Annotated in this window: 30 protein-coding genes; 10 read left to right on the top strand and 20 right to left on the bottom strand. The window is 66.9% G+C overall.

Annotated elements, in window-relative coordinates; all coding sequences use genetic code 11:
- Window positions 1–30: 30 nt before the first annotated feature.
- The 3 genes from ACSFBE_RS15415 (at window position 31) to ntrC (ending at window position 3,258) form a co-directional block, all read left to right on the top strand.
- The gene (locus ACSFBE_RS15415; RefSeq protein ID WP_435491275.1) at window positions 31–540 is read left to right on the top strand and encodes a hypothetical protein; all 510 of its coding nucleotides are present in this window, start codon (window positions 31–33) and stop codon (window positions 538–540) included.
- 89 nt (window positions 541–629) lie between these two features.
- Complete coding sequence (gene glnL / locus ACSFBE_RS15410) at window positions 630–1,706, top strand: nitrogen regulation protein NR(II) (protein ID WP_435491274.1); 1,077 nt, start codon at window positions 630–632, stop codon at window positions 1,704–1,706.
- A gap of 22 nt (window positions 1,707–1,728) precedes the next feature.
- On the top strand, window positions 1,729–3,258 hold the full coding sequence (gene ntrC / locus ACSFBE_RS15405) for a nitrogen regulation protein NR(I) (protein ID WP_435491273.1): 1,530 nt from the start codon (window positions 1,729–1,731) through the stop codon (window positions 3,256–3,258).
- A gap of 30 nt (window positions 3,259–3,288) precedes the next feature.
- Here ntrC and ACSFBE_RS15400 read toward each other — a convergent pair whose 3' ends face one another.
- The 4 genes from ACSFBE_RS15400 to ACSFBE_RS15385 all read right to left on the bottom strand — a co-directional run bounded on the left by ACSFBE_RS15400 (window position 3,289) and on the right by ACSFBE_RS15385 (window position 6,697).
- Window positions 3,289–3,810: a hypothetical protein gene (locus ACSFBE_RS15400; protein ID WP_435491272.1), complete on the bottom strand. Its 522-nt coding sequence runs from the start codon at window positions 3,808–3,810 to the stop codon at window positions 3,289–3,291.
- A 19-nt stretch (window positions 3,811–3,829) separates the two neighbouring features.
- Entirely contained in the window at window positions 3,830–4,615 is a 786-nt protein-coding gene (gene xth / locus ACSFBE_RS15395; protein ID WP_435491271.1) for an exodeoxyribonuclease III, read from the bottom strand.
- Window positions 4,616–4,731: 116 nt separating this feature from the next.
- Complete coding sequence (locus ACSFBE_RS15390; RefSeq protein WP_435491270.1) at window positions 4,732–5,643, bottom strand: manganese catalase family protein; 912 nt, start codon at window positions 5,641–5,643, stop codon at window positions 4,732–4,734.
- Between the two features lie 160 nt (window positions 5,644–5,803).
- A complete protein-coding gene (locus tag ACSFBE_RS15385) occupies window positions 5,804–6,697 on the bottom strand; it encodes a YihY/virulence factor BrkB family protein (RefSeq protein ID WP_435491269.1) in 894 nt (297 codons plus the stop codon).
- A 71-nt stretch (window positions 6,698–6,768) separates the two neighbouring features.
- Here ACSFBE_RS15385 and ACSFBE_RS15380 point away from each other — a divergent pair, with 71 nt between their 5' ends.
- Window positions 6,769–7,710, top strand: a complete 942-nt coding sequence (locus ACSFBE_RS15380; protein WP_435491268.1) for a response regulator transcription factor — start codon at window positions 6,769–6,771, stop codon at window positions 7,708–7,710.
- Here ACSFBE_RS15380 and ACSFBE_RS15375 read toward each other — a convergent pair.
- Both ACSFBE_RS15375 and ACSFBE_RS15370 read right to left on the bottom strand, forming a co-directional pair.
- Window positions 7,696–8,082, bottom strand: coding sequence for a response regulator (locus ACSFBE_RS15375; protein ID WP_435491267.1), 387 nt, complete (start codon window positions 8,080–8,082; stop codon window positions 7,696–7,698). The genes ACSFBE_RS15380 and ACSFBE_RS15375 overlap by 15 nt on opposite strands.
- A 151-nt stretch (window positions 8,083–8,233) precedes the next feature.
- Window positions 8,234–8,464, bottom strand: coding sequence for a hypothetical protein (locus ACSFBE_RS15370; RefSeq protein ID WP_435491266.1), 231 nt, complete (start codon window positions 8,462–8,464; stop codon window positions 8,234–8,236).
- A 164-nt stretch (window positions 8,465–8,628) separates the two neighbouring features.
- Here ACSFBE_RS15370 and ACSFBE_RS15365 point away from each other — a divergent pair, with 164 nt between their 5' ends.
- On the top strand, window positions 8,629–9,015 hold the full coding sequence (locus ACSFBE_RS15365; protein ID WP_435491265.1) for a response regulator: 387 nt from the start codon (window positions 8,629–8,631) through the stop codon (window positions 9,013–9,015).
- 34 nt (window positions 9,016–9,049) lie between these two features.
- On the opposite strand, the gene ACSFBE_RS15360 is transcribed toward ACSFBE_RS15365, so the two are convergent.
- The 9 genes from ACSFBE_RS15360 to ACSFBE_RS15320 all read right to left on the bottom strand — a co-directional run bounded on the left by ACSFBE_RS15360 (window position 9,050) and on the right by ACSFBE_RS15320 (window position 15,331).
- Window positions 9,050–9,529 carry a hypothetical protein gene (locus ACSFBE_RS15360; protein WP_435491264.1) on the bottom strand — a complete coding sequence of 160 codons (480 nt, stop codon included), beginning with the start codon at window positions 9,527–9,529 and terminating at the stop codon, window positions 9,050–9,052.
- Window positions 9,522–9,902 (bottom strand): phage holin family protein, encoded by a 381-nt coding sequence (locus ACSFBE_RS15355; RefSeq protein WP_435491263.1) that lies wholly within the window; start codon window positions 9,900–9,902, stop codon window positions 9,522–9,524. Before ACSFBE_RS15355 ends, ACSFBE_RS15360 begins: the two co-directional genes overlap by 8 nt.
- A 4-nt stretch (window positions 9,903–9,906) precedes the next feature.
- A complete protein-coding gene (locus ACSFBE_RS15350) occupies window positions 9,907–10,353 on the bottom strand; it encodes a hypothetical protein (RefSeq protein WP_435491262.1) in 447 nt (148 codons plus the stop codon).
- 104 nt (window positions 10,354–10,457) lie between these two features.
- A complete protein-coding gene (locus tag ACSFBE_RS15345; RefSeq protein WP_435491261.1) occupies window positions 10,458–11,489 on the bottom strand; it encodes an NAD(P)H-dependent flavin oxidoreductase in 1,032 nt (343 codons plus the stop codon).
- Window positions 11,490–11,511: 22 nt separating this feature from the next.
- Window positions 11,512–12,117 (bottom strand): DUF4337 domain-containing protein, encoded by a 606-nt coding sequence (locus ACSFBE_RS15340; RefSeq protein WP_435491260.1) that lies wholly within the window; start codon window positions 12,115–12,117, stop codon window positions 11,512–11,514.
- A 46-nt stretch (window positions 12,118–12,163) separates the two neighbouring features.
- Window positions 12,164–12,649, bottom strand: a complete 486-nt coding sequence (locus ACSFBE_RS15335) for a dihydrofolate reductase (protein WP_435491259.1) — start codon at window positions 12,647–12,649, stop codon at window positions 12,164–12,166.
- Between the two features lie 17 nt (window positions 12,650–12,666).
- Window positions 12,667–13,500, bottom strand: a complete 834-nt coding sequence (locus ACSFBE_RS15330; RefSeq protein ID WP_435491440.1) for a thymidylate synthase — start codon at window positions 13,498–13,500, stop codon at window positions 12,667–12,669.
- Window positions 13,494–14,924, bottom strand: coding sequence for an FAD-binding oxidoreductase (locus ACSFBE_RS15325; protein WP_435491258.1), 1,431 nt, complete (start codon window positions 14,922–14,924; stop codon window positions 13,494–13,496). Before ACSFBE_RS15325 ends, ACSFBE_RS15330 begins: the two co-directional genes overlap by 7 nt.
- Window positions 14,921–15,331 carry a DUF2069 domain-containing protein gene (locus ACSFBE_RS15320; protein ID WP_435491439.1) on the bottom strand — a complete coding sequence of 137 codons (411 nt, stop codon included), beginning with the start codon at window positions 15,329–15,331 and terminating at the stop codon, window positions 14,921–14,923. The genes ACSFBE_RS15325 and ACSFBE_RS15320 overlap by 4 nt, the downstream gene beginning before the upstream one ends.
- A 78-nt stretch (window positions 15,332–15,409) precedes the next feature.
- Here ACSFBE_RS15320 and ACSFBE_RS15315 point away from each other — a divergent pair, with 78 nt between their 5' ends.
- Both ACSFBE_RS15315 and ACSFBE_RS15310 read left to right on the top strand, forming a co-directional pair.
- On the top strand, window positions 15,410–16,681 hold the full coding sequence (locus ACSFBE_RS15315; RefSeq protein WP_435491257.1) for a YihY family inner membrane protein: 1,272 nt from the start codon (window positions 15,410–15,412) through the stop codon (window positions 16,679–16,681).
- Between the two features lie 72 nt (window positions 16,682–16,753).
- On the top strand, window positions 16,754–17,137 hold the full coding sequence (locus tag ACSFBE_RS15310) for a thioredoxin family protein (RefSeq protein ID WP_435491256.1): 384 nt from the start codon (window positions 16,754–16,756) through the stop codon (window positions 17,135–17,137).
- Here ACSFBE_RS15310 and ACSFBE_RS15305 read toward each other — a convergent pair.
- Window positions 17,134–17,943, bottom strand: coding sequence for an alpha/beta fold hydrolase (locus ACSFBE_RS15305; protein ID WP_435491255.1), 810 nt, complete (start codon window positions 17,941–17,943; stop codon window positions 17,134–17,136). The two genes, ACSFBE_RS15310 and ACSFBE_RS15305, sit on opposite strands and share 4 nt — an antisense overlap.
- Complete coding sequence (locus ACSFBE_RS15300) at window positions 17,943–19,253, bottom strand: O-acetylhomoserine aminocarboxypropyltransferase (RefSeq protein ID WP_435491254.1); 1,311 nt, start codon at window positions 19,251–19,253, stop codon at window positions 17,943–17,945. Before ACSFBE_RS15300 ends, ACSFBE_RS15305 begins: the two co-directional genes overlap by 1 nt.
- Before the next feature lie 128 nt (window positions 19,254–19,381).
- On the opposite strand from ACSFBE_RS15300, the gene ACSFBE_RS15295 reads away from it, so the two are divergent.
- A complete protein-coding gene (locus ACSFBE_RS15295) occupies window positions 19,382–19,837 on the top strand; it encodes a CBS domain-containing protein (protein ID WP_435491253.1) in 456 nt (151 codons plus the stop codon).
- 8 nt (window positions 19,838–19,845) lie between these two features.
- Window positions 19,846–21,036 (top strand): GAF domain-containing sensor histidine kinase, encoded by a 1,191-nt coding sequence (locus tag ACSFBE_RS15290; protein WP_435491252.1) that lies wholly within the window; start codon window positions 19,846–19,848, stop codon window positions 21,034–21,036.
- Window positions 21,037–21,076: 40 nt separating this feature from the next.
- Here the strand turns inward: ACSFBE_RS15290 and ACSFBE_RS15285 are convergent, their stop codons facing one another.
- From ACSFBE_RS15285 to ACSFBE_RS15275, 3 genes are all read right to left on the bottom strand, one after another.
- Complete coding sequence (locus ACSFBE_RS15285; RefSeq protein ID WP_435491251.1) at window positions 21,077–21,835, bottom strand: NADPH-dependent F420 reductase; 759 nt, start codon at window positions 21,833–21,835, stop codon at window positions 21,077–21,079.
- A gap of 144 nt (window positions 21,836–21,979) precedes the next feature.
- Window positions 21,980–22,957 (bottom strand): tripartite tricarboxylate transporter substrate-binding protein, encoded by a 978-nt coding sequence (locus tag ACSFBE_RS15280; RefSeq protein WP_435491250.1) that lies wholly within the window; start codon window positions 22,955–22,957, stop codon window positions 21,980–21,982.
- Between the two features lie 29 nt (window positions 22,958–22,986).
- Complete coding sequence (locus ACSFBE_RS15275) at window positions 22,987–24,153, bottom strand: mandelate racemase/muconate lactonizing enzyme family protein (RefSeq protein WP_435491249.1); 1,167 nt, start codon at window positions 24,151–24,153, stop codon at window positions 22,987–22,989.
- A 101-nt stretch (window positions 24,154–24,254) separates the two neighbouring features.
- Between ACSFBE_RS15275 and ACSFBE_RS15270 the strand changes: the two genes are divergently transcribed.
- Entirely contained in the window at window positions 24,255–25,166 is a 912-nt protein-coding gene (locus ACSFBE_RS15270; RefSeq protein WP_435491248.1) for a LysR family transcriptional regulator, read from the top strand.
- Window positions 25,167–25,203: the final 37 nt, after the last annotated feature.

The following is a 25,203-nucleotide window of genomic DNA, read 5'->3' as shown; positions in this document are numbered from 1 at the left end:
GCCCGCTGTCTGCGTACATCGCCCAGGATCATGAAGACCCTCTCACTACTCTTGTCGCTTCTCCTCCCGCTTGCCCTGCTTCCCGCGCAGGCGCAGGAGCGCGTCTGGCGCTGCGGCAACGAATACACCAACAACGCAGCCGACGCGCAGAAGCGCGGCTGCAAGGTGATGGAAGGCGGCAATGTCACGGTGGTCCAGACACCGCGCGTCGGTGGGGGCGGCGGCGCCGCTCCTTCGGGCGGCACCAGCCCGCGTTCGCCGGCCGGTAGCCCGCGCGTCGAAGGCACGGACCAGCGTGCGCGCGACGGCGAGGCCCGGTCCGTGCTGCAGTCCGAGCTGAAGAAGGCCGAGGCCCGCCAGGCCGAACTGCTCAAGGACTACAACAACGGCGAGCCCGAGAAGCAGGGCGCCGAGTCGCGCAACTACCAGAAGTACCTCGACCGCGTGACCGAGATGAAGGCCGAGATCGCCCGCAACGAAAGCGACATCGCAGGCATCCGGCGCGAACTCGGTCGCCTGCCGCCGTCTACAAACCCCTGAGATGAAACAGCCCCCACGCTCATCGCTTCGCGTATCGCTGCCCCCCGGGGGGGCGCGTCAGTGCCTTCGGGCGGCCGGGCGGCACTGACATGGCCTTCGGCAAGACCGCTTCCTCCCCCAAGCGCTTCCAACCCTTCGATCTGCTCGCCACACTGATCGCGGTGGTCAAGTCCGACGGCGCGGTGCTGTTCGCCAACGCCGCGCTGGAAGACGCGCTCGGCACCTCGCGCCGCACCCTTGAAGGCTCGCAGTTCGGCGCCTGCTTCCAGGAGCCGCATGTGCTGCGCACAGCCATCGACGGCGCGCGCAGCAACGACTTCGCCACGCTGCGCTACGAGGCCTTGCTGCGGCGCGTCAACCACGATCTGATGCCGGTGCAGGTGACGCTGGCGCAGAGCGACAAGGTCGGCGAGCTGATCGTCGAGCTGTCGCCGCTGGAGCAGCAGGTGCGGCAGGACCGCGAGGAGCGGCTGCTCGATCAGGCCCAGGCCAACAAGGAACTCATCCGCAACCTGGCACACGAGATCAAGAACCCGCTGGGCGGCATCCGCGGCGCGGCGCAACTGCTGCAGATGGAGGTCGAATCGCGCGACCTCATCGAGTACACGCAGGTCATCATCCACGAGGCCGACCGGCTGCAGACGCTGGTCGACCGGCTGCTCGCGCCGCACCGGCGTCCGCATGTGGTGGGCGACGTCAACATTCACGAGGTCTGCGAGCGGGTGCGATCGGTCATCCTGGCGGAATTCCCGCGGGATCTGCACATCGACCGTGACTTCGACCCGTCGATCCCGGAGTTCCGCGGCGACCGCGAGCAACTGATCCAGGCCACGCTCAACATCGCGCACAACGCCGCGCAGGCGCTGGCCGAGCGCCGCGCCGCGGGCGATGCGCGCATCATCTTCAAGACACGCATCGCCCGTCAGGTGATCTTCAACAAGCAGTGGTACCGACTGGCACTGGAATTGCATGTCATCGACAACGGCCCGGGCGTGCCCGATGCCATCAAGGACCGCATCTTCTACCCGCTGGTGTCGGGCAGGGATGGCGGGACAGGCCTGGGGCTGACGCTGGCGCAAACCTTCGTACAACAGCACCACGGCGTGATCGAGTGCGACAGCGTGCCGGGCCGGACCGATTTCAAGATACTGATACCGCTGCCCTAGCAGCAAGGCGACAAGGAGCTGCATGAAGCCGATCTGGATAGTAGACGACGACCAATCCATCCGCTTCGTGCTGGAAAAGGCGCTGCTGCGCGAGGACCTGCCGACGCGCAGCTTCACCAACACGCGCGAGGTGCTGGCAGCCCTGGAGGTCGCTGCCGACGACGAACAGCAAGGCCCGCAAGTCCTGGTCAGCGACATCCGCATGCCGGGCGGGTCCGGCCTCGACCTGCTCGACAAGATCAAGGCCAAGCACCCCGGTCTGCCGGTCATCATCATGACGGCCTTCTCCGACCTTGACAGTGCCGTGTCGGCTTTCCAGGGCGGTGCCTTCGAATACCTGCCGAAACCCTTCGACCTGCCCCGCGCGGTCGAACTCATCCGCCGTGCCGTCGACGAAAGCCAGCGCGAAGAAGTCGCCGAAGAGCGCATGCAGGCCGCGCCCGAGATGCTCGGCCAGGCGCCGGCGATGCAGGACGTCTTCCGTGCCATCGGCCGGCTCTCGCAGAGCAACGTCACGGTGCTGATCACCGGCGAATCGGGTTCGGGCAAGGAACTCGTCGCACGAGCGCTGCACAAGCATTCGCCGCGCGCCAATGGCCCCTTCGTGGCTATCAACACGGCCGCCATTCCGAAGGACTTGCTCGAGAGCGAACTCTTCGGCCACGAGCGCGGCGCCTTCACCGGCGCGCAGACCATGCGTCGCGGCCGCTTCGAGCAGGCGGAAGCCGGCACGCTCTTCCTCGACGAAATCGGCGACATGCCTTTCGATCTGCAAACGCGATTGTTGCGCGTGCTGAGCGACGGCCATTTCTACCGCGTGGGCGGCCACAACTCGGTCAAGTCGAATGTGCGCGTGATCGCCGCGACCCACCAGGACCTGGAGCAGCGCGTCAAGGTCGGTGGCTTCCGCGAGGACTTGTTCCACCGCCTCAACGTGATCCGGCTTCGCCTGCCAGCACTGCGCGAACGCGGCGAAGACGTGCCCGCGCTCACGCGCCATTTCCTGCAGCAGAGCGCCAAGCAGCTGGGTGTCGAGCCCAAGCGAATCTCCGACGCCGCGCTCACGCAACTCGCGACCTTCTCCTTCCCGGGCAACGTTCGCCAGCTCGAGAACATCTGCCACTGGCTCACGGTGATGGCTCCGGCACAGCTGATCGAAGCCAAGGATCTGCCGCCGGAGGTGATGGCCGTTCCTGCAGGCGATGTGCCGTTGCCCGTGGCACAGGCACCCGTCGCGCTGCCGGCGGCCGTGTCGGTTTCCGAGGTGGAGTCGGCTGCCATGCCCGTGTCGGCATCGGCGGCCGCCGTGCCCACGGCGATCGCCGACGGCGGCATTTCCTCGGCCTGGGAAAGCGGGCTCGAGATGGAAGCGCAAAACCTGCTGGCGGCTGGCCGGACCGATGTGTGGGACGCGCTCTCGCGCCGCTTCGAGTCGCGCCTGATCCTCACCGCGCTGGCCAACACGCGTGGGCGCCGTATCGAGGCCGCGCAGAAGCTCGGCATCGGGCGCAACACCATCACCCGCAAGATCCAGGAACTCGGTCTGGAATGAGCCCGTGCCGCCGCTGGGCCGCGCTGCCGGTCAACGGCTGCGTTGGCCGAGGGTGCGGGAGTCGAGCTGGAAATTACCGCCCTTGTCCCACAACCAGGTCTCGACATAGGTGTGCGCGCCCAGCGCCCCGGGGCTGGGCAGCGGCGACGCCTTGCGGATCAGGTCGGCGATCATCGGCGGCACCTCCGGGGCATGGCTCGGCGTGCGGCTGAAGCCGACGTTCACCACCTTGCCGGCCGCGTCGATGTCGGTTTCAACGACCACGACGGCATACACGAGCGGCGGGATCTTCCCCTTGTAGATGCGTGCTGGATAAGCCTTGTAGATGGCGCCGGAGCCAGTCTTTCGGTAAGCCCGAACTGCTGGCGTCTGCGCGGTGATCAGCCGCACGGTGGCCACATCGCTGCGGGTCGGCGCTTCCTCGGCCGCGGTCTTCTGTTCGGGCGCCGAAGCCGATGCCTCGGCTGGTGCGCCGGACTTCGTCGACGTACAGCCGGAGAGAAGAGTGACCAGCGCAGCGAGGACCAGCGCACCCGTTTTCATGGAGGTCATGTGTGGCATGGGTGTGATGTCAGGGCGCTGCGGCCAGTTCGAGCGTGACGGGGGCATGGTCGCTGGGCTTTTCCCATTTGCGCGGCACCCGGTCGATGGTGCACGCCACCGCGCGCGGCACCAGCGGCTCGCTCACCAGGATGTGGTCGATGCGCAGGCCGCGGTTCTTCTGGTAGCCCAGCATTCGGTAATCCCACCAGGAGAAGCTCTTCTCCGGCTGTTCGAAAAGGCGGAAGGCATCGGTCAGCCCGAGGTCCAGCAGTGCCTGGAAATGCGTGCGTTCCTCGGTCGTGTGGTGGATGGTTTCGCGCAGGCCCACCGGATCGAAACTGTCGCGGTCTTCCGGCGCGACGTTGAAATCGCCGAGCAGCACGAGGTTCGGGTGGGCCGCTTTCTCCGCTTTCAGCCAGTCGCGCAGAGCATCGAGCCAGCGCATCTTGTAGGCGAACTTGTCGCTGCCGGGCGTTTGGCCGTTGACGAAGTAGCCGTTGACGATGCGAAGCGGCCCGGTCGCCGTGTCGACGGTGGCGCTGATGACCCGCGAATGCTCGTCGCTAAAGCCGCCGATGTTCTTTGCCACATCACGCATCGGCGTCAGGCTCAGGATCGCCACACCGTTGTACGTCTTCTGGCCGAACACCGCGGCCTCGTAGCCGGCCGCCTTGAGCACATCGAGTGGAAACTTGTCGTCGCTCATCTTCAACTCTTGAAGACACAGCACGTCAACCGGATTGGCGATCAACCAGTCGAGCACATGCTGCAGGCGGGCGGTAAGGGAGTTGACGTTCCAGGTGGCTATTTTCATTCTGGGCGTTATACCTTGCGCGCTCGGGCTCGCGAAGCGCCCTTCCCTCAAAGCCTGCCGAAGCGACCCATTTTCGAGGTTGTACGCCTGCGAGCTCGCGCCCGGCACGGTCCGCGTCAGCGCTTCTTGGCGGACGTCGGGGCCTGCTCGACCGCATCACCTTCCCGCATGCCCAGTTCCGCGCCGGTGGTGGGGTCGCTCTGCGGGTTCGAGCGGGTGCGCAGCGCCATCGTCTCCAGCGTGGCGCTCTCTTCGTCGGTCAGGCCGACGGTCGCGTCCCCATCGCCACCGTCCACCGCCATCTGCTGCTCGGGGTCCGACACGAACTCCCAGGCCTCGCCCTCGTTCCAGGGGCCGCGCATGTCGTTGCCTTTGGACATGTCGAAGTAGACGCTCGTGAACTCGGGCTTGCCGGGCAGCTTGCCGGGCGGGAAGTTCGGCGAGATCGAGTACAGCGCCTTCTCGAAGGACTTCTGATGGGCGATCTCGCGCGTCATCAGAAAGCCCAGCGCGTCCTTCACGCCCGGGTCGTCGGTGAGGTTGATGAGCCGTTCGTAGACGATCTTGGCGCGCGCCTCGGCCGCGATGTTCGAGCGCAGGTCGGCGGTGGGCTCGCCGATGGTGTCGATGTAGGCCGCGGTCCACGGCACGCCGGCCGAGTTCACCAGCGGGGGGCCGCCGCCGTAGAGCACCTGGGTGATGTGGCTGTCGTTGCCTGCACCGGTGATCGAGCGGTACATCTCGGCCTCGGTGTCGACGCCCTCGGCCAGCCGGCCTTTGGCGCCCTTGTTGAGCATCGCGACCATGGTGCCGATGACTTCCAGATGGCTGAGCTCCTCGGTGGCAATGTCGAACAGCATGTCCTTGCGTCCGGGATCGTCTTCGCCGATGGCCTGGGTGAAGTAGCGGCAGGCGGCGGCAAGCTCGCCTTGGGCGCCACCGAATTGCTCGAGCATGAGGTTCGCGAGGCCGGGATTGCATTCGCTCACTCGCAGTGTGTACTGCAGGCGCTTGTTGTGTGAAAACATGGGGGTCGTTCTGAATGGTTGCGAAGAAGCCATCCTTCTCCTGCGTCGGCGCTACGGCCTGTAGGAATGTCGGCAAATGCTTGGACGACGTGAGCGCGCCAGGCCGAGAGGCGCGGTCGATTCCGGTGAACGGCCTGTGCGCCGGGCCGGCCGCAGGCGCTCAGCCGGCGGGCGGCTCCGCCGACGGCGCAGCCTTCTCGCGCAGGACGGCGTTGATCTCGGCGCCGAAGATCAGCGTGGTCGCGCTGATGTAGAGGAACACCAGCGTGGCGACCACGCCCGCGAAGCTGCCGTACACCAGGGCCAGCTTGCCGGCGCTGCGCAGCGTGTACGACAGGGTGGCGGCAGCGGTCACCCACAGCGCTGCACCGACGATAGCGCCGGGCATCACCGTGTACAGCCGCTGGCGGATGTCGGGCAGCCAGCCGTACAGAAGGGCATAGAGCAGGGTCAGCACCAGGAAGGCCGAGCCGTAGCGCACGCTGTTGCGCAGCCAGAGCACCTCCTCGCCCAGGCCGACGTTGTCCTGCAGCAGCCGCCACACGTAAGGCATGACGATGACCGAACTGAACGCGGCGAGGATGCCGATGCCCACGATCACGGTGAACAGGGTCGACTTGATGCGTGCCTTCCAGAACGGCAAGCCGCGCTCGATTCCGTAGGCGCGGTTGAGCGCCGAGCGCACCGCCTGCATGCCCGAGGAGGCGGTCCACAGCGTCGTCAGCACGCCGATCGTCAGCAGCGCCTGGTTGCGTTGCGCGAGCACTTGGTCGATCACCGGCTGCATCGCGTCGCGCACCACCTGCGGTGCATAGCCCATGACGCGTTCGGCAAGCGCCGCCGCATCGCCGGGCTGGCCGAAGAAGCCGGCAGCGGCAGACAGCAGGAGCAACAACGGAAACATCGCCAGCATCGACGAGAACGCGAGGCTGCCGGCCTGATTGGCACTCTGGTGCAGCACATAGTTTCGGATGGCCCGCAGGAGGACGCCCAGGCCGGGCGCGGCCATCGCGCCATGCCGCACCCGCGCCCAGATGTCGCCGAAGCGCTTCATGAGGCGCGCTGCCCCATCGCGTGACCGGGCTTGCGGCGGGCGCCTCGCCCGCGTCGGGCGGTGGGGGAGCGATGGACGACGGCGCCGCGGTGCGCCGCATGGGCGGTGTGCATGGAGAACGATGCTACAGGCCCGGAGCGAAAGACGAGGTCCCGAAGCCGCAGCGGCCAGCTCTGCCGTTCACCGCAGACCCCACGCCTGTCGGTGCACCACTACACTTCGGCAACAAAGCCGTTGACGTTTGTAGCTTTTTCAACTTCCGGGAATTGAAGATCATGCGAGTGGCAGCGCTTGACGACGACATCGACCAGCTGGACTTTGTGAAGCACACCCTGGCCTCCATCGGCCATGACTGCCACGTCTACGCCGAGGGCGAGGCGCTCAAGCGGGCGATGCAGCGCGAATCCTTCGACCTGCTGCTCATCGACTGGCAGTTGCCCGACGGCAACGGGCCCGACATCGTTCGCTGGGTGCGGGCGAATGTGAAGGACCGGGTGCCGGTGCTGTTCGTGACCCATCGGCAGACCGAGCGCGACATCGTCGAGGGATTGAACGCGGGCGCCGACGACTACATGACGAAACCGGTCGGCGTGGCCGAACTGATCGCGCGGGTGCGTGCCCTGCTGCGCCGCGCCTACGCCGCACCGACGCCGCAAGAGCAGACCTGGGGCCGTTATCGCTTCGTGCTTGCAGGCCGCCGGCTGGAGGTGGATGGCGAGCCGGTCGCACTCACCCAGAAGGAGTTCGACCTGGCGCTCTTCATGTTCCGGAACCCCGGGCGCCTCCTGTCGCGCCAGCATCTTCTAGAGACGATCTGGGGCACCCCCGGCACTCCCCCCGGCACCGAGTTGATGTCGCGCTCGCTCGACACGCACGTTTCGCGCGTGCGCACGCTGCTGCGCCTGCGCCCGGAGCAAGGCTTTCGGCTGGCCTCGATCTACGGGCAGGGCTATCGCTTCGAGGTATTGCCTGACAAGCCCGGCGACGCGGCGGCGGCGTCAGTCGAGACCTAGGTCTTGGGCGATCGCCCGGCAGAAGGCGAACAGTTCGTCCAGCTCGGTGGACTTGTCAAACACCGCATGCGCACCCAAGCCGAATGCCTGCCGGCGCATTTCCAGGGTCGCGTAGTTGCTCAGCACGACGACGCGTTGCGGAGCCCGTGCCTCCCGGCAAGCTTTCAGAACGCCCAGACCGGAACCTTCTTTCAGGAACAGGTCGATGACCGCCAGTTGGCATGAATGCCCATGCGCCCGCAGCCATCGGGTCGCCTGTCGCTCGCTGTCCGCCGAAGCCACCACCTCTGCATTCCCGAGATCGCGCAGCGCCGGGATCAGATGGTCTCGGATGGTGGGGCTGTCTTCGACCAGAAATGTGGCAACGGGCATGGGGCGGGATCGTGCGACTCTCTGGACGCGGCGTCGAAACGGACATTGCGCCCGTACCAAGCCACGTGCCCAAGGACGCGCGCCCCCGACCCTGTAGGCGCTTTGCGCGATCCGAGACGGGTCACCGCTTCCGCGGGAGCCTGCTGGGAACCTAGGACGCCCAGAATTTCCACCAGGGGCGGTGGTTGCGCAAGGGGGCGGGACGGGTGTCCAGATTGGCCGGAGAAGTCTGCGGAAAAGCGCCCGCGCCGCGACGCCGAAGCTCGGTTTCCAGGGCATGCGCCACACCGCGCGCCGTCTTTTCGCCGCGCAGGGCGCGCTGGCGCCACTCCTGCGCATAGAGCGCGAGTTCCTCGTCGCTCAGATCACTGATGGCTGTCATGGGTCGATTGTGCCGCCCTCGGGAATCTCTCCTGCAAGGGGTAGCCCGAACAGCCGGGATAATTCGCCGCTACACCGCCCAACGGCCGTATCTCGCGGTGTCGGCCTGCCGGGCCCCAGTGGGCACCTGCCCCCGCATCGCTTCTGCCCCATCCCCATCCTGCCATGACGCTTCGTGTCTTTCTGATCGAAGACAACCCCGCCATCCGTGACCTGCTCGTGGGTTTGCTCGAGGACGCCAGTCCCTGCGAGGTGATCGCCGTCGCCGCGTCGCAGGACGAAGCCCTGCGCTGTCTCGCCCACAACGGCGACGCATGGGACCTGGTGGTCGCCGACCTGTTCCTCACCGAAGGGTCGGGCATGGAGGTGGTGAAGGCCTGCGCGCGCCGCCTGGCGCATCAGCGCGTGGTGGTCCTGACCAACTATGCGGAAGCCGCCAACGAACGGGCGCTGTCGCAGGGTGCTGATGCCGTTTTCGACAAGACCGGGCAGTTCGAGGACTTTCTGGCCTATGCCAGCGAATGCGCCGCCGAAGGCGTGCGTCGCGGCTGAACCCGTCGCCTCGGCGAGGGGCCGCCGCGCGCTTTCAGGAGACCTGCTCATTGAGCGGCACCCGGTCGTCGAACGGCGGGCCGTCGTCCTCGTCGTCCGGGTGGCGGCCGAACGCGCCGGCGATCAGGCCGGTGAGGTCGGAGGTGCGGAAGGCCAGCGACAGCAGGGTCGCCAGCGACAGCAGCTTCCAGGGCTTGATCACCATCAGCAGCGCGCCGGTGCCGGCCCCATACGCCATGAGCCTGCCGGGCTGCTTGCGCGCCAGGTCATCGAGGAAGGGGCGGCCGAGGTCGACCGCACTGTTCAGCGGATGGCGTGCCCACCAGCGCGCGAGCACGCCCCGGCGAGAGGTCGGGGGCGGCGTCCGGCCGCCGCGCAGAGGGCGGGTCGACACCAGCTGTGGCGACACCGCATCCAGCGGCGCGACGTCGTGGTAACCCATCGCCTCAAGCAGCTCGGCGCGCGATTGGGCGAGCTTCTGTTTGGGCGTCAACAGGGGCGAGTGCCTATCCATGGCGCGCCTCCTTGACGGTGCGAAGAACCGCGAGGTCGGCCTCGAGTTCGTTCTTGACGTCCTGCACGTCGTCGCGCACCGATGACTTCATCGCGACGATCACACCCGCGATTGTCAGCACCCAGGCCACGCCCGGCACTGCCAGCAGCGCCCAGTGGAAGCTGCCGTGCAGCGCCCCCAGCATCAGCGCGATCCCGGTGAGACCGAGCGCCAGCAGCAGCGCCACCAGCGCCACAACCGCCCCCGCCACCTTGTAGGCGACGGAGCGGCCGGCATCGCCGAGTTCCTTCTTGACCAACTCGACATGGTTGCGCAGGTGCGCCGCAACCAGGTCCGGCCGGCGCAGCGCCGTCATGTAGATCGGGTGGATCATCGGCTCAGCCCCGGCCGCGGCGAGGCCCGCGCAGGCCGGCCATCAGCAGGCCGGTCAGCAAGGCACCGCCGGCGACGGCGAGCAGCGTCGCCTTGACCGGTTCCTGCGCGATGTAGCGGGTGCACGAGGCCTGCGCATCGGCCACCTGGTCCTGCCAGGTCGACAGCTTACGGCCGGCCGCATTCACCGCGTTCCGGGCGTAGACCTTGCCGGTCTGCGCGGCATCGCCCGCGCGATCACGCAGGTCCGCCGCGACGCCCTTGGCGGTATCGAGTGCTTCTGCACCCGTCTGCTTCGCGTCCTCGTAGCTCGACTGCATCGAGCGCATGGCCGCTTGGCCGACCTGCTGGGCCTCGGCCGCGTGGCCGTGCAGCGCCTCGTTGGCCTCGTGTGCCGTTTGCCGGGTTTCCTCGGCGATCTCGGTGGGGGTTTTCACTGGTTCGTTCGCCATGGCAGCACCTCATTGGATGGAAAGTCCTTCGAAGTGTGCGCACGAATGCAGACGGCGCATGTCGGCCGCCCATTGGCTTGCACGTAGGCGAAATGCCGGGTGCTTCAGCCCGCCAGCAGACGGGTCATCTCAGCGGCGGAAATCTCGCGGCAGCCGGTGGCGTTCTGGCCCGACCAGAGGGTCGAGAAGTCGTCGCGTCCCAGCTTTTCGGCGGCCGCCTTCAGAGGTGCCAACGCGGCGGTGGCCAGCGGGAAGGCGGGTGCGACCTCGCTCAGCGGACCGAGCGCATCGATCAGGCGATTGCGGATCCCGCGGGCGGGCCGGCCGGTGATCAGGTTGGTGAGCACCGTGTGCTCGGCACGCGTGCTCTTCAGCGCCGCGCGGTGCAGCGGCGTGGTCAGGGCCTCGTCGCACAGCATGTAGCTGGTGCCGACCTGCACGCCGGCGGCGCCGAGGGTCAGGGCCGCGGCGACCCCCTGCGCATCGACGATCGCGCCGGCCGCGATCACCGGCACGTCGACCGCCCGCACCACCTGCGGCAGCAGCGCCATCGTGCCCAACTGCGTGCTGAGGTCGTCGCCGAGGAAGATGCCGCGGTGGCCACCGGCTTCCAGGCCCTGTGCGATGACCGCGTCGACGCCGTTCGCCGCCAGCCAGCGCGCTTCTTCGACGGTGGTGGCCGACGCCAGCACTTTGGCGCCCCATGCCTTCACGCGCGCCAGCAGCGGCGCCGGCGGCAGCCCGAAATGGAAGCTCAGCACCGGCGGCTTGTAGGCCTCCAGCAGATCGGCCGCGGCTTCGGTGAAAGGCGCGCGCCCGCCGCCGGTCGGCACGCCGGCCGGGTCGATGCCGAACTCGGCGTAGAAGGGCGCCAGCGCCTCGCGCCAGCGCGCTTCGCGTGCCGGGTCGGCCACAGGGGGCGTGTGGCAGAAGAAGTTGAGGTTGTAGGGTTGTGTCGTCTGCGCAGTGATCGCATCGAGTTCGCTGCGCAGCGCCTCGAGCGTGAGCATGGCGCAGGGCAGCGAGCCGAGCCCGCCTGCGTTCGACACCGCGACCACCATCGCGCTGCCCTGCACGCCGGCCATCGGCGCCTGGATGATCGGCAGCGAGATGCCGAGGAGCTTCTGGATCGTCATCGATTTCTCCTACGTCGGGATGTCAGAGATGAAAGGCCGCCGCCGCGCCCACGAGCAGGCCTGCACCGGCGACGGCCAGCATGCCGTACTCCAGCCATTTCTTGCGCGTCAGCAGCGCCATGGCGGCCAGCGCGATCGACACCTGCAGCACCGTGGTGGCCTGGGCCCAGCGGTGGTGCTGGTGCATTTGGGCTTCCGACTCATGGTCCCACGCCGTGGCTTCAGCTTCAAGCTTCTGCGCCGCCAGCTGAATCTCGGTCTTCTCTTTTTCGTAGCGGTCGACCTTGGCCTGCAGCGCGGCCTTCCGGTCGTCGGGCGCCATGTCGCGTGCGAACTCCGTGAGCGCCTGCTTGGTGCTCTTGGCCTGGAAGTAATTCCACTGGTTCGAGGCCTCGGTCTTCTTGATTGCCGCGTTGTTCTTGTCCAGGCCCGCCGTGGCCTGCGTGGCGCCGCCCATGTACGAGAACAGGGCGCCGACCGTGGCGATGACCGCCGTACAGACTGCGATCTGGTTGGTCATGCTCTTGCCGCCGATGCCGTGGTGGGTCGTCCCGCCATGCTCGCCTTGGGCGGCATGTTCGAGTTCGTGATCGTGCGGTCCATGGACGTGAAAGCCGTGGTCTGACATGGGCGTCTTTGTTGTTCTGAATGGGTGGCGCGTTGGCGCCGTGCGCTCAGACGCGTTCGAGCGTGACGAAACTAAAGGGCAGACCGTTGCGGGACATGCTCGATTCGCGTGCAATCTCGCGCCAGCCGCTGTCGAGCACGGGGGCGTGCGCATCGCCATCGAAATTCTGTGCGATCTCGGTGACAACGGCGCGTCGGGCGAGCGGTGCCGCCTCGGCGTAGATTTGCGCGCCGCCGATGACCCACACGTCGGCCGCATCGGCGCACAAGGCCATCGCTTCGGGCAAGCCGGCAGCGCGTTCGGCGCCGTCGGCCTGCCAGTCGGGCTGGCGTGTGACCACGATGTTGCGCCGCCCCGGCAGTGGCCGGAACTTCGGCGGCAGCGAATCCCAGGTCTTGCGGCCCATGACGACCGGGCAACCGGCCGTCATGCGCTTGAAGTGCGCCATGTCTTCCGGCAGGTGCCAGGGCAGGGCGTTGTCCTTGCCGATCACGCCGTTGGCGGCGCGGGCGTAGATCAGGTTCAGGCGCATGGCGAGGGACCCTTCGTTCAGACTGCCACCGGCGCCTTGATGGCGGGATGCGGGTCGTAGCCGTCGAAGGCGAAGTCCTCGTACTGGTAGTCGAAGATCGAGTCGGGCTTGCGCAGGATGCGCAGCGTCGGGTAAGGCCTCGGCTCGCGACTGAGCTGCAGCGCGACCTGCTCGGCGTGGTTGCTGTAGATGTGGCAGTCGCCGCCGGTCCAGACGAAGTCGCCGACGTCAAGCTCGCACTGCTGCGCCACCATGTGCGTCAGCAGCGCGTAGCTCGCGATGTTGAAGGGCACGCCCAGGAAGATGTCGGCGCTGCGCTGGTAGAGCTGGCAGCTCAGCTTGCCGCGTTCGCCCTCGGCCTGCGGCGGCGCCACGTAGAACTGGAAAAAGGCGTGGCAGGGCATCAGCGCCATCTTCGACAGCTCGGCCACGTTCCACGCGCTCACGATGATGCGGCGCGAATCGGGGTTGGTCTTGAGCGTCTTGATGACCTCGGCGATCTGGTCGATGTGGCCGCCGTCGGGCGTCGGCCAGCTGCGCCACTGCACGCCGTAGACGGGGCCGAGGTCGCCGTCCTCACGGGCCCATTCGTCCCAGATCGTCACACCGCGTTCGCGCAGCCAGTTGTTGTCGCTGGAGCCGGTGAGGAACCACAGCAGCTCCTGGATGATGGAGCGCACATGCACCTTCTTCGTCGTGACCAGCGGGAAGCCTTCGTTCAGGTCGAAGCGCATCTGGTGGCCGAAGACGCTTTTGGTGCCGGTGCCGGTGCGGTCGGACTTGAACACGCCGTGCGTGTCGACGTGGCGCATGAAGTCTTCGTACTGGGAGCGGAGGGGCTGAGTCACGATGCTCCCTCCGTCCGCAGCACCCGCCCCGGATTCATGATGTTCTGCGGGTCCAGCCCGTGCTTGATGGCGCGCATCATGCCGAGCGCCACGGGCGACTTGTGCTTCTCGAGCTTGTGCACCTTCAGCTCACCCACGCCGTGCTCGGCCGAGAACGAGCCGCCGAATTTCTCGACCGCGTCGTACACCAGCGTGTTGACGCGCTCTTCCTCGTCGCGCAGGAAGGCCTTGGCGTCGCCTTCGGCCGGGGCCTGCACGTTGTAGTGCAGGTTGCCGTCGCCCAGGTGGCCGAAGTTGACCAGCCGCACGCCGGGAATCTCGCGTTGCAGCAGGGCGTCGGTCTCGGCCACGAAGGCGGGGATGCGCGACACGGCGATCGAGATGTCGTGCTTGATGTTCAAGCCTTCCTCGGCCTGGGCCAGCGGAATGCTCTCGCGGATGTGCCAGAGCTGGTGGGCTTGGGTGAGGTTCTCGGCCACCACCGCGTCGATCACGCAGCCGTCCTCGAAGGCGGTTTCGAGCAGCGCCTCGAAGCGCGCGCGGGCGTGCTCTTCCGATTCGCCGTCAGAGATTTCCAGCAGCGCGCAATAGGGCGCAGCCGCATCGCCGAGGAAGGGCACGCGCAGCTGCGGCATGTGCTTGCCGACCAGGCTCAGCGCGAACTGGCCCATCACCTCGAAGCCGGTGAGGCCGGCGCCCAGGTGCTTGTGCGCCAGGCCGAGCAGCGTGACGGCGTGGTCGAGCGAAGGCACGGCGGCCCAGGCGGTGAGCTGCGCCGCGGGTATCGGGTACAGCTTCATCGTCGCGGCGGTGATGATGCCCAGCGTGCCTTCGCTGCCGATCAGCAGGTCGCGCAGGTCGTAACCGGTGTTGTCCTTGCGCAGGCCGCTGGTGCCTTCCCAGATCTCTCCCTGCGGCGTGACCACTTCCAGGCCCAGGCACAGGTCGCGGGTGTTGCCGTAGCGCACGACCTGCGTGCCGCCCGCGTTGGTCGCCAGGTTGCCGCCGATGGTGCAACTGCCTTCGGCCGCCAGGCTCAGCGGGAACAGGAAGCCGGCCTTCTCGGCCGTTTCCTGCAGCGTCTGCAGGATGCAGCCGGCCTCGACCGTCATGGTGAGGTTGGCGGCGTCGATGTCGCGCACGGCGTTCATGCGCTGCAGGCTCAGCAGCACTTGCGTGCCGCTGGCGTCGGGAATGCCGCCGACCGCCAGGCCGGTGTTGCCGCCCTGTGGCACCAGGGAACTGCCGGCGGCGGCGCAGGCCTTCACCACCTCGGCCACCTGCTGCGCGCTGGCCGGCCGCACCACGGCCAGCGCCTTGCCGCGCGAGCGCTTGCGCCAGTCCTGCTCGTAGGCGGTGAGGTCGCCCTCGGTGAGCACATGCGGCGCGCCGACGATGGCGCGGAGTTGGTCGATCAATGCAGTCATGGGTTGGCAGTCTCCAGCGGAAGGCCGGCGCGCGCCTGGCGCGCATCGCGCAGCCGCAGTCGCACGTGCATCGCGCAGGCGGTGAAAAGCATCAGGCACAGCAGCACCTCGAGGCCGGCCAGCGCGCGTCCGAGCGGCACGGTGTCGCTCCAGGCGCGCACCACGCCCTCGGTGAAATAGAGCCAGATCATCAGGCTGACCCAGCGGTAGGTGTACATGCGGTTCTTGTAGAGCCCGGCCAGCGGCACGACCAGCGGCAGCACCTTGAGCGCCAGCCAGGACCCGCCCGGGCGCAGCGGCGCCAGCCACATTTCCCAGGCGAGCCCGAGCACGATCAGCCCGACGAGGCTGCCCACGGCCAGCCAGCGGGTGGTGGCGACGGCGGACGATGGGGCTTGGGACTGGATCACGGGATGGCGGATGGAGGGGTCGCGCACAGCGGCTGCGCAGAGCGGTCTGCGGCGGCATGCCGCAGGGCCGATGGCATGATACCGGCCATGAAACACCGGCAATGGTGGAGGGACCTTTCGCATTTCCCGTGGGGCAACACGGCGGCGGTGCTGCGCGAGCGCTTTCGCGAAGACCGGCTGGGGCTGACGGCCAGCAGCCTGACCTTCACCACCACCATCGCGATGGTGCCCTTTTTCACCGTGGCGCTGGCGCTCTTCACCGTGTTCCCGATGTTCGCCAAGCTGCAGGGCCGGCTGCAGCGCTGGCTGATCGAGAGCCTGATCCCGGACAACATCGCGCGCCAGGTGGTCGGCTACCTGAACCAGTTCGCCAGCAAGGCCAGCGGCCTGGGCGTGGCGGGCCTGGTACTGCTGCTGGCCACCGCTATCGCGCTGATCCTGACGATGGACAAGACGCTCAACAGCATCTGGCGGGTGCGCTCGCCCCGGCCGCTGGCGCAGCGCGTGCTCATCTACTGGGCGGCGATCACGCTGGGGCCACTCATCCTGGCGGTCAGCCTGAGCACCACCTCCTATGTGTTCTCGGCCTCGCGCGGTGTGGTGGGCAGCGGCGGCATGCTCAAGCTGGTGTTCGACACCTTCGAATTCATCCTGCTGGCCGGTGGCATGGCCTCGCTCTACCACTACGTGCCGAACACCTCGGTGAAGTGGGCGCATGCCTGGGCCGGCGGCCTGTTCGTCGCGGCGGCCATCGAGATCGCCAAGCGCGTGCTGGGCTACTACCTGAGCTCGGTGCCGACCTACTCGGTGCTCTATGGCGCCTTCGCGACGGCACCGATCCTGCTGGTGTGGATCTATGTGGCCTGGGTCATCGTTCTGTTCGGCGCCGTCATCGCGGCCTACCTGCCCAGCCTGCTGACCGGCGTGGCGCGCCGCAGCGACACGCCGGGCTGGCCGTTCCAACTGGCGGTCGAGGCGCTGCAGCATCTGGACGCGGTGCGCGCCACGCCGGTCAAGGGATTGGGGGCCGACGAACTCGTGCTGCGGATGCGGGTCGAGGCGCTGCAGCTGGCACCGGTGCTGGAAACCCTGGTGGCGCTGGACTGGATCGCCCCCCTGGCTGAAGAGCCGGCCAACGAAGATCCGCGCTATGTGCTGCTGGCCGACCCCGACGCGACGCCGCTGGTGCCGCTGCTGAACGAACTGCTGCTGCCCCACACGCCGGCGCTGGACCACCTGTGGCACAAGGCCGCGTTCCGCAGCCTGTGCCTGCGCGATGCACTCACGCTGCGCGAGGACCTTCAGATCCTGACGCGACCCAGCCAGATGTCGCGCTACATGGCCTGAATGGCCCGGCGGATGCGCGGCGCCGGGGCTCGTTCGATAATGGCCGCTGCTTTCCCGAACTGTTTCATCCCCGTGAGCGCCCAGCCGTCCGCCGCTGCCACCCCCCAGCCCACCTGGGTGATCTGCCTCTGCGCGGAATGGTGCGGCACCTGCCGCGACTACCGGCCGCTGCTGACGCCTGTCGCGGCCGCGCACCCGGCGCTTCGCTTTGCCTGGGTCGACATCGAAGACCACGCCGAGTTGGCTGACGCCTTCGACGTCGAGACCTTTCCGACGCTGCTGATCGTCGGCCCCGAGGGCACGCACTTTCTCGGCCCGCTGCTGCCGCATGCCCCGACGCTGTCGCGCCTGCTGGGCGCGCTGCCGGCCGCGCAGCCGATGGCACCCGAGGTGCAGGCGTTGTTGGGCGCGGTCGCCGCCGCACCGGCCGACTTCGTCTTCGGCGACAGCGCCTAGCGCGCGCCCACGAAGTCAGCCAGCGCGAACAACACCGCGTCCGGCGCCTCGGTCATCAGCGCATGGCCGGCCTCGACCACCACCGTCTTCGCCTCGGGCGCCTTCGCCGCGAAGGCACGCGCTGTCTTCGGCAAGGTCATCTGGTCGGCCGCGCCAAGGAGGAACAGCACCGGGCAACGCACTGCGGCCAGCGCCGCTTCGCCGTTCGCATAGTCGTTGCAGGCCTTGAAGCCGGTGTGGAACAGATTCGTCTCGCGGTTGCTGGCCAGCACCCGGCGCATCAGCGCCCGCGAGCCGCCATAGAGCCAGGTGCCGGGGCCGAGCGAGGAGGGCGGGGGCGCCAGCATCGAATGCGAGAAGGTGTTGACCATGTCGATGGCGCGCATCGGCTGGTGGAGCGACGCATCGAGCAGCGCCGGCGAGACCGGCATCGGGTAGGCGGTGCCCACCAGCGCCAGATGCGTCACCCGCTCGGGGGCGCGCGACGCCGCTTCGAGCGCGATCAGCGAACCGAAGCTGTGGCCGACCAGCGTCGCCTTGTCCACGCCGGCGGCGTCCAGCAGTGCGAGCACGAAGTGCGCCGCGTCTTCCACCGTGGCCGGCGGCTGGCCGCCGCTGCGGCAGTGGCCGGGCAGGTCGACTGCCAGCACGTTCCAGCCGTGGTTGGCGAACCAGCGGCTCTGCAGGATCCACACGCTGTGGTCGTTGAGTACGCCGTGGATGAACACGACGGTCGGCTTGGCCGTGTCGAGCGGCTTGCCGCCGGTGTAGGCGTAGGTGGCGTGGCCGTTGACGATCAGTTCCATCAGGCACCTGCCTTTTCAGCGGCCTTCAGCGCCCGCTTCAGGTCGTCGATCAGATCGGCCGGGTCTTCCAGTCCGATCGACAGGCGAATGGTGCCTTGCGAGATGCCCGCGCCCGCCAGCGCCTCGTCCGTCATGCGGAAGTGCGTGGTGCTGGCCGGGTGGATCACCAGGCTGCGGCAGTCGCCCACGTTGGCCAGGTGGCTGAAGAGCTTGAGTGCCTCGATGAAGGCCTTGCCCTGCGCGCGGCTGCCCTGGATGTCGAAGCTGAACACCGCACCGGCACCGCGTGCGCCGTGCTTGAGCAGCTTCTGCGCCAACGCGTGGCTCGGGTGCGATTCGATCAGCGGATGGCCTACGCGCGACACGAAGGGATGCGCCGCCAGGAACTCCACCACCTTCTGCGTGTTGTCGATGTGGCGCTCCATGCGCAGCGGCAGCGTCTCGATGCCCTGCAGGATGAGCCAGGCCGTGTGCGGGCTCATCGACGCGCCGAAGTCGCGCAGGCCTTCGCGGCGCGCGCGCAGCAGAAAGGCGCCGACCGTGCTCTCCTCGCTGAACACCATGTTGTGGAAGCCGTCGTAGGCCTGGCTCAGTTCGGCGAATTTGCCGGACTTCTCCCAGTCGAAACTGCCGCCGTCGACCACCACGCCGCCGATCACCGTGCCGTGGCCGGAGAGGAACTTGGTCGCCGAGTGGTAGACCAGGTCGGCCCCGTGGTCGAAGGGCTTGATGAGGTAGGGCGAGGTCAGCGTCGAATCGACCAGCAGCGGCACGCCGGCCGCATGCGCGATGTCGCTCACCGCCGGGATGTCGAGCACGTCCAGCCCCGGGTTGCCCACGGTCTCGCCGAACAGCAGCTTGGTGTTCGGCCGGATCGCGGCCTTCCAGCCGTCCAGGTCGCCCGGCTTCACGAAGGTCGTCTCGATGCCGAAGCGCCGCATCGTGTAGTGCAACAGGTTCTGCGAGCCGCCGTACAGCGCCGTGCTGGCCACGATGTGCGAGCCGGCGCCCATCAGCGTCGCGACGCTCAGGTGCAGCGCGGCCTGGCCGCTCGCGGTGGCGATGGCGCCGATGCCGCCCTCGAGCGCCGCCACACGCTGCTCCAGCACCGCGTTGGTCGGGTTGCTGATGCGGCTGTAGACGTGGCCGGCGCGTTCCAGGTTGAACAGCGCCGCCGCGTGGTCGCTCGACTCGAAGACGAAGGAGGTGGTGAGGTGGATCGGCACGGCGCGCGCGCCGGTCGTCGGGTCGGGGGCGGCACCGGCGTGCAGCGCAAGGGTGTCGAACCCGGGGTCGGAATAGCCTGGCATGTGTCTCCTCGGAGGGCTTGTAACGACCGCTCACGTCTGCGCGGCGCAGGGGTGGGCGGTGGCCGGCTATTGTGAGCGAGTTGGGCTATATTCAATCGGATCGGCCCAGTCAGAAGAGGAGCACCACGATGAAGGTCAGCGACATCCTGCGCGTCAAGGGCAACACCCTCTACACCATCACCCCCGACGAACCCCTGGCCGACGCCGTGACGACCATGGCCGAAAAGGACATCGGTTCGCTGGTGGTCATGGAACACGGCGATCTGGTCGGCATGCTCACCTTCCGCGAGGTGATCGTCGCCCTCGTCAAGAACGGCGGCCAGGTCGGTGGCTCGCTGGTGCGCAAGGCCATGGACGACGCGCCCGTGACCTGCACCGCCGAGACCGACCTCGACGAGATCCGCCGCATCATGCTCGAGCGCCACGCCCGCTACATGCCGGTGATGGACAAGCGCATGCTCATGGGCGTGATCAGCTTCTACGACGTCGCCAAGGCGGTGGTCGACAGCCAGAACTTCGAGAACAAGATGCTCAAGGCCTACATCCGCGACTGGCCGGCCGAGGACGAAGGCGGCGCCACCTGACGCGACCGATGACGGACGCGCCGGACGCCATCGCCCGCGATGTGGCGGCGATCGGCCGGATCAGCGCGGTGCCCTCCCTGCTGCGCCTCATCTGCCAGAACACCGGCATGGGCTTCGCCGCCGTCGCCCGCGTCACCGACGGCACCTGGACCGCCTGCGCGGTGCAGGACGACATCGACTTCGGGCTGAAGCCCGGCGGGCAGCTTGACGTTGCGTCCACCCTGTGCAGCGAGTCGCGTGCCGCCCGGCAGCCAGTGGTCATCGACCACGCCAGCCTGGACCCGGTCTACCGCGACCACCACACGCCGCGCACCTACAACATCGAGAGCTACATCTCGGTGCCCATCGTCCGTGCCGACGGCCAGTATTTCGGCAACCTGTGCGCCATCGACCCGCGGCCGGCCGTGGTCTCGGACCCGCGCATCGTCGCCATGTTCACCGCCTTCGCCGACCTGATCGCGCTGCAGCTGGACAGCGAGGAACGGCAGGTCGCCGCCGAAGCCGCGCTGGTCGACGCTCAGGCGACCGCCGAACTGCGCGAGCAATTCATCGCCGTGCTGGGCCACGACCTGCGCAACCCGCTGGCGGCCGTGGGTGCGATCGCCGAACTGCTGCTGCGTCGCTCCACCGAGCCCGACCTGCTGCGACTGGGCAGCCGGCTGCATGCGACCACCCGGCGTATGTCCCAGCTGATCAACGACGTGCTCGACCTGGCGCGCAGCCGGCTGGGCGCCGGCATGGGCGTCGTGCTGGAAGAGACCACCGATCTGGCGGCGGCGCTGAACGATGTCGTTTCCGAACTGCGCGAAGGCCATCCGCAACGCCGCATCGATGCTGACATCGCCATCGCGCGCGCCGTGCGCTGCGACCGCGGCCGGCTGCAGCAGGTGCTGTCGAACCTGCTGGGCAATGCGCTGACCTACGGCGCCATCGATCGCCCGGTGCGTGTCAGCGCCTCGATCGAGGGCGACGTGCTGGTGCTGGTGGTGGCGAACGAGGGCGAGCCGATCGCCCCGGACGACCTGGCGCGCGTCTTCGAGCCCTACTGGCGGCCGCGCACCAGCAAGCCGGGCGGCGGGCTGGGGCTCGGGCTGTACATCTGCGCGCAGATCGCCATGGCGCATGGCGGCGCCATGCAGGTCGCGTCGTCGGCCGCGCAGGGCACCGTGTTCTCGGCCCGGTTGCCGATCGCCGTCTGACGCTGCGCGGTGCCTGTCCGCACAGAAGCTCGATCTCCTTTCAGTCAGTGCGGGCAGTGACTTGACGGTTGCGTGCTATCACCGTCGCATGGCTTGGCGGCGTGTCGGCCCCCGCGAACTCCTCCATCAATGCGTCACGGTGGCGTGGGGCATCGTCCTTCACCGCGGAAGCGAGTGCAGTCCTCAACTCTGAAGTCGTCAGCTCGGTGCAATAGGCGGGTGTACCCGGCTGCTGCCGCCACGAGCCGGCGAGGTCTCCGGCATCCAACGGATCAAAACCTGCTGCGTCAACCAATTGCTGGGCGACGGCCTTGGCCGCCGCGTCATCGCCAGCAATAGGCATGGCGAGCCGCCCAACAGCGCCTGTGGGCTTGCCACCATCTGCCAGCGTCTTGGCGAGCACAGCGTTGAACGTCTTGATGACTGGGCGACCGAGCTGCTCGCTCGACCAGACGCTCTCAGGCCTGCCCTCTTCGATTTGCGAAATCCGTGTGCCGAACTGCGGGTAGTAGTTGGAGGTGTCGATCACCACCACCTCTGCGGGCACATCGGCGAATAGCCCCGCAACCTCTGGAATGCTGGCAAAGGGGATCGACAGGACGATCACCTCGACGTTCTTGACGGCATCTTCCGGGGGGACCGGCTGGGCTCCGATCTTTTCCGCTTTCTCACGGATGTCGTCCGGCCCTTTCGCGCCTGCCAGTTTGACGGAGTGCCCCGCCGCTACAAGTTTGCGCGCGACGGTTCCGCCGATGTTTCCTGCGCCGATGATGCCGATCTTCATGTTCGCCTCTTTCAAGGTTCAAGTGAGCAAAGCGATTCAATGGGTGATGCCGGCCAGGGGTGATCGCGGTGCGGTGCTGGTCGTCGTGAAACACCAGAATCTTCATGCGCTTGCGCGGCTCACGCTCGATGTCGAACACGTCGACGCCGGCGACTTCTGTCAGTCCGCGTACTCGCCCGCGTCCTTGATCACCTTCGACCAGCGATTTTTCTCCGCTTCGACGAATTTGCGGTGGTTCGTCGGGTCGAGCCGCTCGTCCGTGACCACCGTCAACCCAAGTGCTTCCTCCCGTTTGATCAGCTCGGGATCCTTCAAGGCAGCCCGGAGCGCGGAGTTCAGCTTCGCCAGGACCGCTGGAGCTGTTCCCTTCGGCGCGTAGAGCCCGTGCCATACCTGGACGTCGAAATCTTTCAAGCCCGACTCTGAAAGCGTCGGTGTGTCCTTCAGCACCGGCAGCGGCAAGCGCTGGAGGCTTGTGACGCCATAGGTCTTGACTTTCTTGCCCTCGATCTGTGGCACGGCGTTGACCGCCTGCTCGCACATCAGGTCCACTTGGCCGCCGATCAGGTCGGTCATGGCCGGCGCCGTTCCTTTGTAGGGAACCGTGGTCATGGTTGTTTTCAGCGCGTTCTGGAACATCAATCCGCAGAGGTGCGAAGCCGATCCCAGCCCGGCGTTCGCGATGTTCACAGACTTGCCGTTCGTGGTGATCCATTGCCGCAACTCGGCGAAGTTGTTCGCCGCCAGCGATGGCTTGCCGATCACGACCGACGGGGCTTCGTTGATAAGGCCAAGTGGCTCGAAGTCGTCTGGTACCTTGTAGCTCAGCTTGCGGTACAGGGCCGGGGCAGTGGCCATGCCGATGTGGTTGACCAGCAAGGTGTAGCCGTCCGGGGTGGCTCGCGCTACCTTGGCGGAGCCGATGGTGCCGCCCGCACCGACCGCGTTTTCGACAATGATCGTTTGGCCGAGAGGCTTGCGCAGTGCCTCGGCCAGGTCGCGAGCGATCTTGTCCGTCGGCCCGCCTGCCGCGAACGGCACCACCAAAGTGATCGGCTTGTCCGGAAATTCCGCGAAAGCCAGGGACGCTGCGCTGACCAGGGTCAGGCCGGCGACGATTCGCATCGAGTTGATCATGTCTTGTCTCCTAGTTATGTTGTCGAGCTTCAGGCCGAAAGCGCCTGCATCTCGCGGTACAGATCGGCCTTGCCTTCGAAACCGATGCCCGGGAGATCCGGCAGCGTGACGAAGCTGTTCTCCACTTTCACGCCATCCGGGAAGCCGCCGAAAGGCTGGAACAAGTCGGGGTACGACTCGTTGCCGCCCAGACCCAGGCCCGCGGCGATATTGAGTGACATCTGGTGGCCCCCATGCGGGATGCAGCGGGTTGCCGACCAGCCATGCTCCTTGAGCATGTCGAGCGTGCGGAGGTACTCCACCAGGCCATAGCTGAGGGCGCAGTCGAACTGCAGCCAGTCGCGATCGGGGCGCATGCCGCCATAGCGAATCAGGTTGCGGGCGTCCTGCATGGAGAACAGGTCTTCGCCTGTGGCCATCGGGTTTTTGTAGAAGTTGCGCAATGCTGCTTGCAGCTCGAAGTCGAGCGGGTCGCCGGGTTCCTCGTACCAGAAGAGGTCGTACTGCGATAGCGCCTTGGCGTAGGCGATGGCCGTCTCCAGGTCAAATCGACCATTGGCGTCGACGCAGAGCTTTTGGCCGTCTTGCAGCACTTCCATGATGGAGTCGATGCGACGCAGGTCTTCGTCGAGCGATGCGCCGCCGATCTTCTTCTTCACGACGGTGTAGCCCCGGTCGATGTAGCTGCGCATCTCGTCCTGCAGCTTCTTGTGGTCCTGACCCGGGTAGTAATAGCCGCCTGCGGCGTAGACGAAGATCTTGCGGTTGGGCTTGCCGTCCCCGTAGCGGTCTGCGAGGAGTTGAAACAGCGGCTTGCCTTCGATCTTGGCGACTGCATCCCAGACAGCCATGTCGATCGTGCCGATCGCGACCGAGCGCTCGCCATGACCGCCCGGCTTCTCATTGGTGAACATCGCGTTCCAGATCTTGTGTGGATCCAGGTTGTCGCCCGATGCGTCGACCAGCGAGGCTGGATCAGCCTCCATGATGCGAGGGATGAACCGCTCGCGCATCAGTTTGCCCTGGCCATAGCGGCCGTTGGAGTTGAAGCCGTAGCCGACGACGGGCTTGCCGTCGCGGATCACGTCCGTGACAACGGCCACGAGACTCAGCGTCATCTTGCTGAAGTCGATGTAGGCGTTGCGAATGGGCGAGCTGATGGGAAGGGTCTTTTCTCGGATCTCGACGATCTTCATGGAGGTGCCTGTTGAGGTATTTCGGTGGAGCTATCCTCCGATCTTTCAGCCTTGGCGACCAATGCTGTTTTTCTAGCTATCAATGCTTTGAAAGTACCGGTATGAACTTTCTGTGGCTCGCTGATTTCAAGGCACTTGCCGCAACAGGGAGTTTTTCGCGCGCTGCCGACGAGAGAAACGTGACACAGCCCGCCTTCAGCCGCCGCGTCCGGGCGCTGGAGGCCTGGTTAGGGGTCGATTTGTTCGACCGCAGCTCTCAACCAGCAAAGCTGACCGTCGCTGGCGAGTGGTTCAGCGATGTCGCGGACGAGCTTCTGGAGCGACTTGCAGCACTTCCCGACGAAGCGCATGCCATCTCGGAAGCGCATTCCGCCACGTTGCGGATTGCCTCCACCCACGCGTTGTCATTCACCTTCCTTCCCCGCTGGCTCCGCCCGCTCGAAACGCACACGACGGTGGGGGCTGTGCAGTTGATGTCCGATGTGCTGCAACGCTGCGAGTCGCTGATCCAGCAAGGAAAGGTGCAGTTCGTACTGAGCCATGCACACCCGATGAGCAAAGGCGGACTTCCGTCGGACGCCTACGTGTCAGTTTGTGTCGGCAAGGATGTGCTGATTCCGGTTTGTTCGGCGGACAAGGACGGTGCCCCCGCGTTTACCCTCGGGCAAGAAAGCAGCGGTCCTGTGCCGGTCCTTCAATACAGCACGGGCTCTGGCATCGGACGCATCGTGCGAGCGGTATTGGGGCAACAGCTTGCGCTTTTGAAGACGCAGGTTGTGGTGACGGCGCACCTCGCGTCGGTGCTCAGGACGATGGCGATCGATGGACGCGGCGTCGCCTGGCTTCCCTTGACCCTCATCGAGGACGACTTGGCCTCGAGACGCCTCGTGAGGGCATCACCTGACGGCAGGTTTGACATCCCGACCGAGATTCGGCTTTATCGATCCAGCGTGCCGGCCGGAAAGGCGGGCGAAGCTTTTTGGGATGCAGTTCTAGCAGCCGGCTCGGTGTAGTTATGCACCAGCCGCTGGCTGGTGCTTTCATGGCATC

Origin of the sequence: Variovorax sucrosi, from assembly GCF_051216635.1 — a bacterium.
Taxonomy (GTDB): Bacteria; Pseudomonadota; Gammaproteobacteria; order Burkholderiales; family Burkholderiaceae_C; genus Variovorax.
The sequence above is the reverse complement of the archived record's forward strand: the minus strand, read 5'-3'. Positions and strand labels throughout refer to the sequence as shown.

Excerpts from the sequence above, each read along its gene's own strand:
- ACSFBE_RS15365 (WP_435491265.1), top strand. The coding sequence starts at position 8,629 with ATGACGCTTCGTGTCTTTCTGATCGAAGACAACCCCGCCATCCGTGAC.
- xth (WP_435491271.1), bottom strand. The coding sequence starts at position 4,615 with ATGAAAATAGCCACCTGGAACGTCAACTCCCTTACCGCCCGCCTGCAG.
- ACSFBE_RS15385 (WP_435491269.1), bottom strand. The coding sequence starts at position 6,697 with ATGAAGCGCTTCGGCGACATCTGGGCGCGGGTGCGGCATGGCGCGATG.
- ACSFBE_RS15355 (WP_435491263.1), bottom strand. The coding sequence starts at position 9,902 with ATGATCCACCCGATCTACATGACGGCGCTGCGCCGGCCGGACCTGGTT.
- ACSFBE_RS15350 (WP_435491262.1), bottom strand. The coding sequence starts at position 10,353 with ATGGCGAACGAACCAGTGAAAACCCCCACCGAGATCGCCGAGGAAACC.
- glnL (WP_435491274.1), top strand. The coding sequence starts at position 630 with ATGGCCTTCGGCAAGACCGCTTCCTCCCCCAAGCGCTTCCAACCCTTC.
- ACSFBE_RS15370 (WP_435491266.1), bottom strand. The coding sequence starts at position 8,464 with ATGACAGCCATCAGTGATCTGAGCGACGAGGAACTCGCGCTCTATGCG.
- ACSFBE_RS15315 (WP_435491257.1), top strand. The coding sequence starts at position 15,410 with ATGATACCGGCCATGAAACACCGGCAATGGTGGAGGGACCTTTCGCAT.
- ACSFBE_RS15295 (WP_435491253.1), top strand. The coding sequence starts at position 19,382 with ATGAAGGTCAGCGACATCCTGCGCGTCAAGGGCAACACCCTCTACACC.
- ACSFBE_RS15400 (WP_435491272.1), bottom strand. The coding sequence starts at position 3,810 with ATGACCTCCATGAAAACGGGTGCGCTGGTCCTCGCTGCGCTGGTCACT.
- ACSFBE_RS15340 (WP_435491260.1), bottom strand. The coding sequence starts at position 12,117 with ATGTCAGACCACGGCTTTCACGTCCATGGACCGCACGATCACGAACTC.
- ACSFBE_RS15375 (WP_435491267.1), bottom strand. The coding sequence starts at position 8,082 with ATGCCCGTTGCCACATTTCTGGTCGAAGACAGCCCCACCATCCGAGAC.
- ACSFBE_RS15345 (WP_435491261.1), bottom strand. The coding sequence starts at position 11,489 with ATGACGATCCAGAAGCTCCTCGGCATCTCGCTGCCGATCATCCAGGCG.
- ACSFBE_RS15305 (WP_435491255.1), bottom strand. The coding sequence starts at position 17,943 with ATGGAACTGATCGTCAACGGCCACGCCACCTACGCCTACACCGGCGGC.
- ACSFBE_RS15390 (WP_435491270.1), bottom strand. The coding sequence starts at position 5,643 with ATGTTTTCACACAACAAGCGCCTGCAGTACACACTGCGAGTGAGCGAA.
- ACSFBE_RS15300 (WP_435491254.1), bottom strand. The coding sequence starts at position 19,253 with ATGCCAGGCTATTCCGACCCCGGGTTCGACACCCTTGCGCTGCACGCC.
- ACSFBE_RS15325 (WP_435491258.1), bottom strand. The coding sequence starts at position 14,924 with ATGACTGCATTGATCGACCAACTCCGCGCCATCGTCGGCGCGCCGCAT.
- ACSFBE_RS15290 (WP_435491252.1), top strand. The coding sequence starts at position 19,846 with ATGACGGACGCGCCGGACGCCATCGCCCGCGATGTGGCGGCGATCGGC.
- ACSFBE_RS15275 (WP_435491249.1), bottom strand. The coding sequence starts at position 24,153 with ATGAAGATCGTCGAGATCCGAGAAAAGACCCTTCCCATCAGCTCGCCC.
- ACSFBE_RS15335 (WP_435491259.1), bottom strand. The coding sequence starts at position 12,649 with ATGCGCCTGAACCTGATCTACGCCCGCGCCGCCAACGGCGTGATCGGC.
- ACSFBE_RS15415 (WP_435491275.1), top strand. The coding sequence starts at position 31 with ATGAAGACCCTCTCACTACTCTTGTCGCTTCTCCTCCCGCTTGCCCTG.
- ACSFBE_RS15360 (WP_435491264.1), bottom strand. The coding sequence starts at position 9,529 with ATGGATAGGCACTCGCCCCTGTTGACGCCCAAACAGAAGCTCGCCCAA.
- ntrC (WP_435491273.1), top strand. The coding sequence starts at position 1,729 with ATGAAGCCGATCTGGATAGTAGACGACGACCAATCCATCCGCTTCGTG.
- ACSFBE_RS15380 (WP_435491268.1), top strand. The coding sequence starts at position 6,769 with ATGGACGACGGCGCCGCGGTGCGCCGCATGGGCGGTGTGCATGGAGAA.
- ACSFBE_RS15270 (WP_435491248.1), top strand. The coding sequence starts at position 24,255 with ATGAACTTTCTGTGGCTCGCTGATTTCAAGGCACTTGCCGCAACAGGG.
- ACSFBE_RS15280 (WP_435491250.1), bottom strand. The coding sequence starts at position 22,957 with ATGATCAACTCGATGCGAATCGTCGCCGGCCTGACCCTGGTCAGCGCA.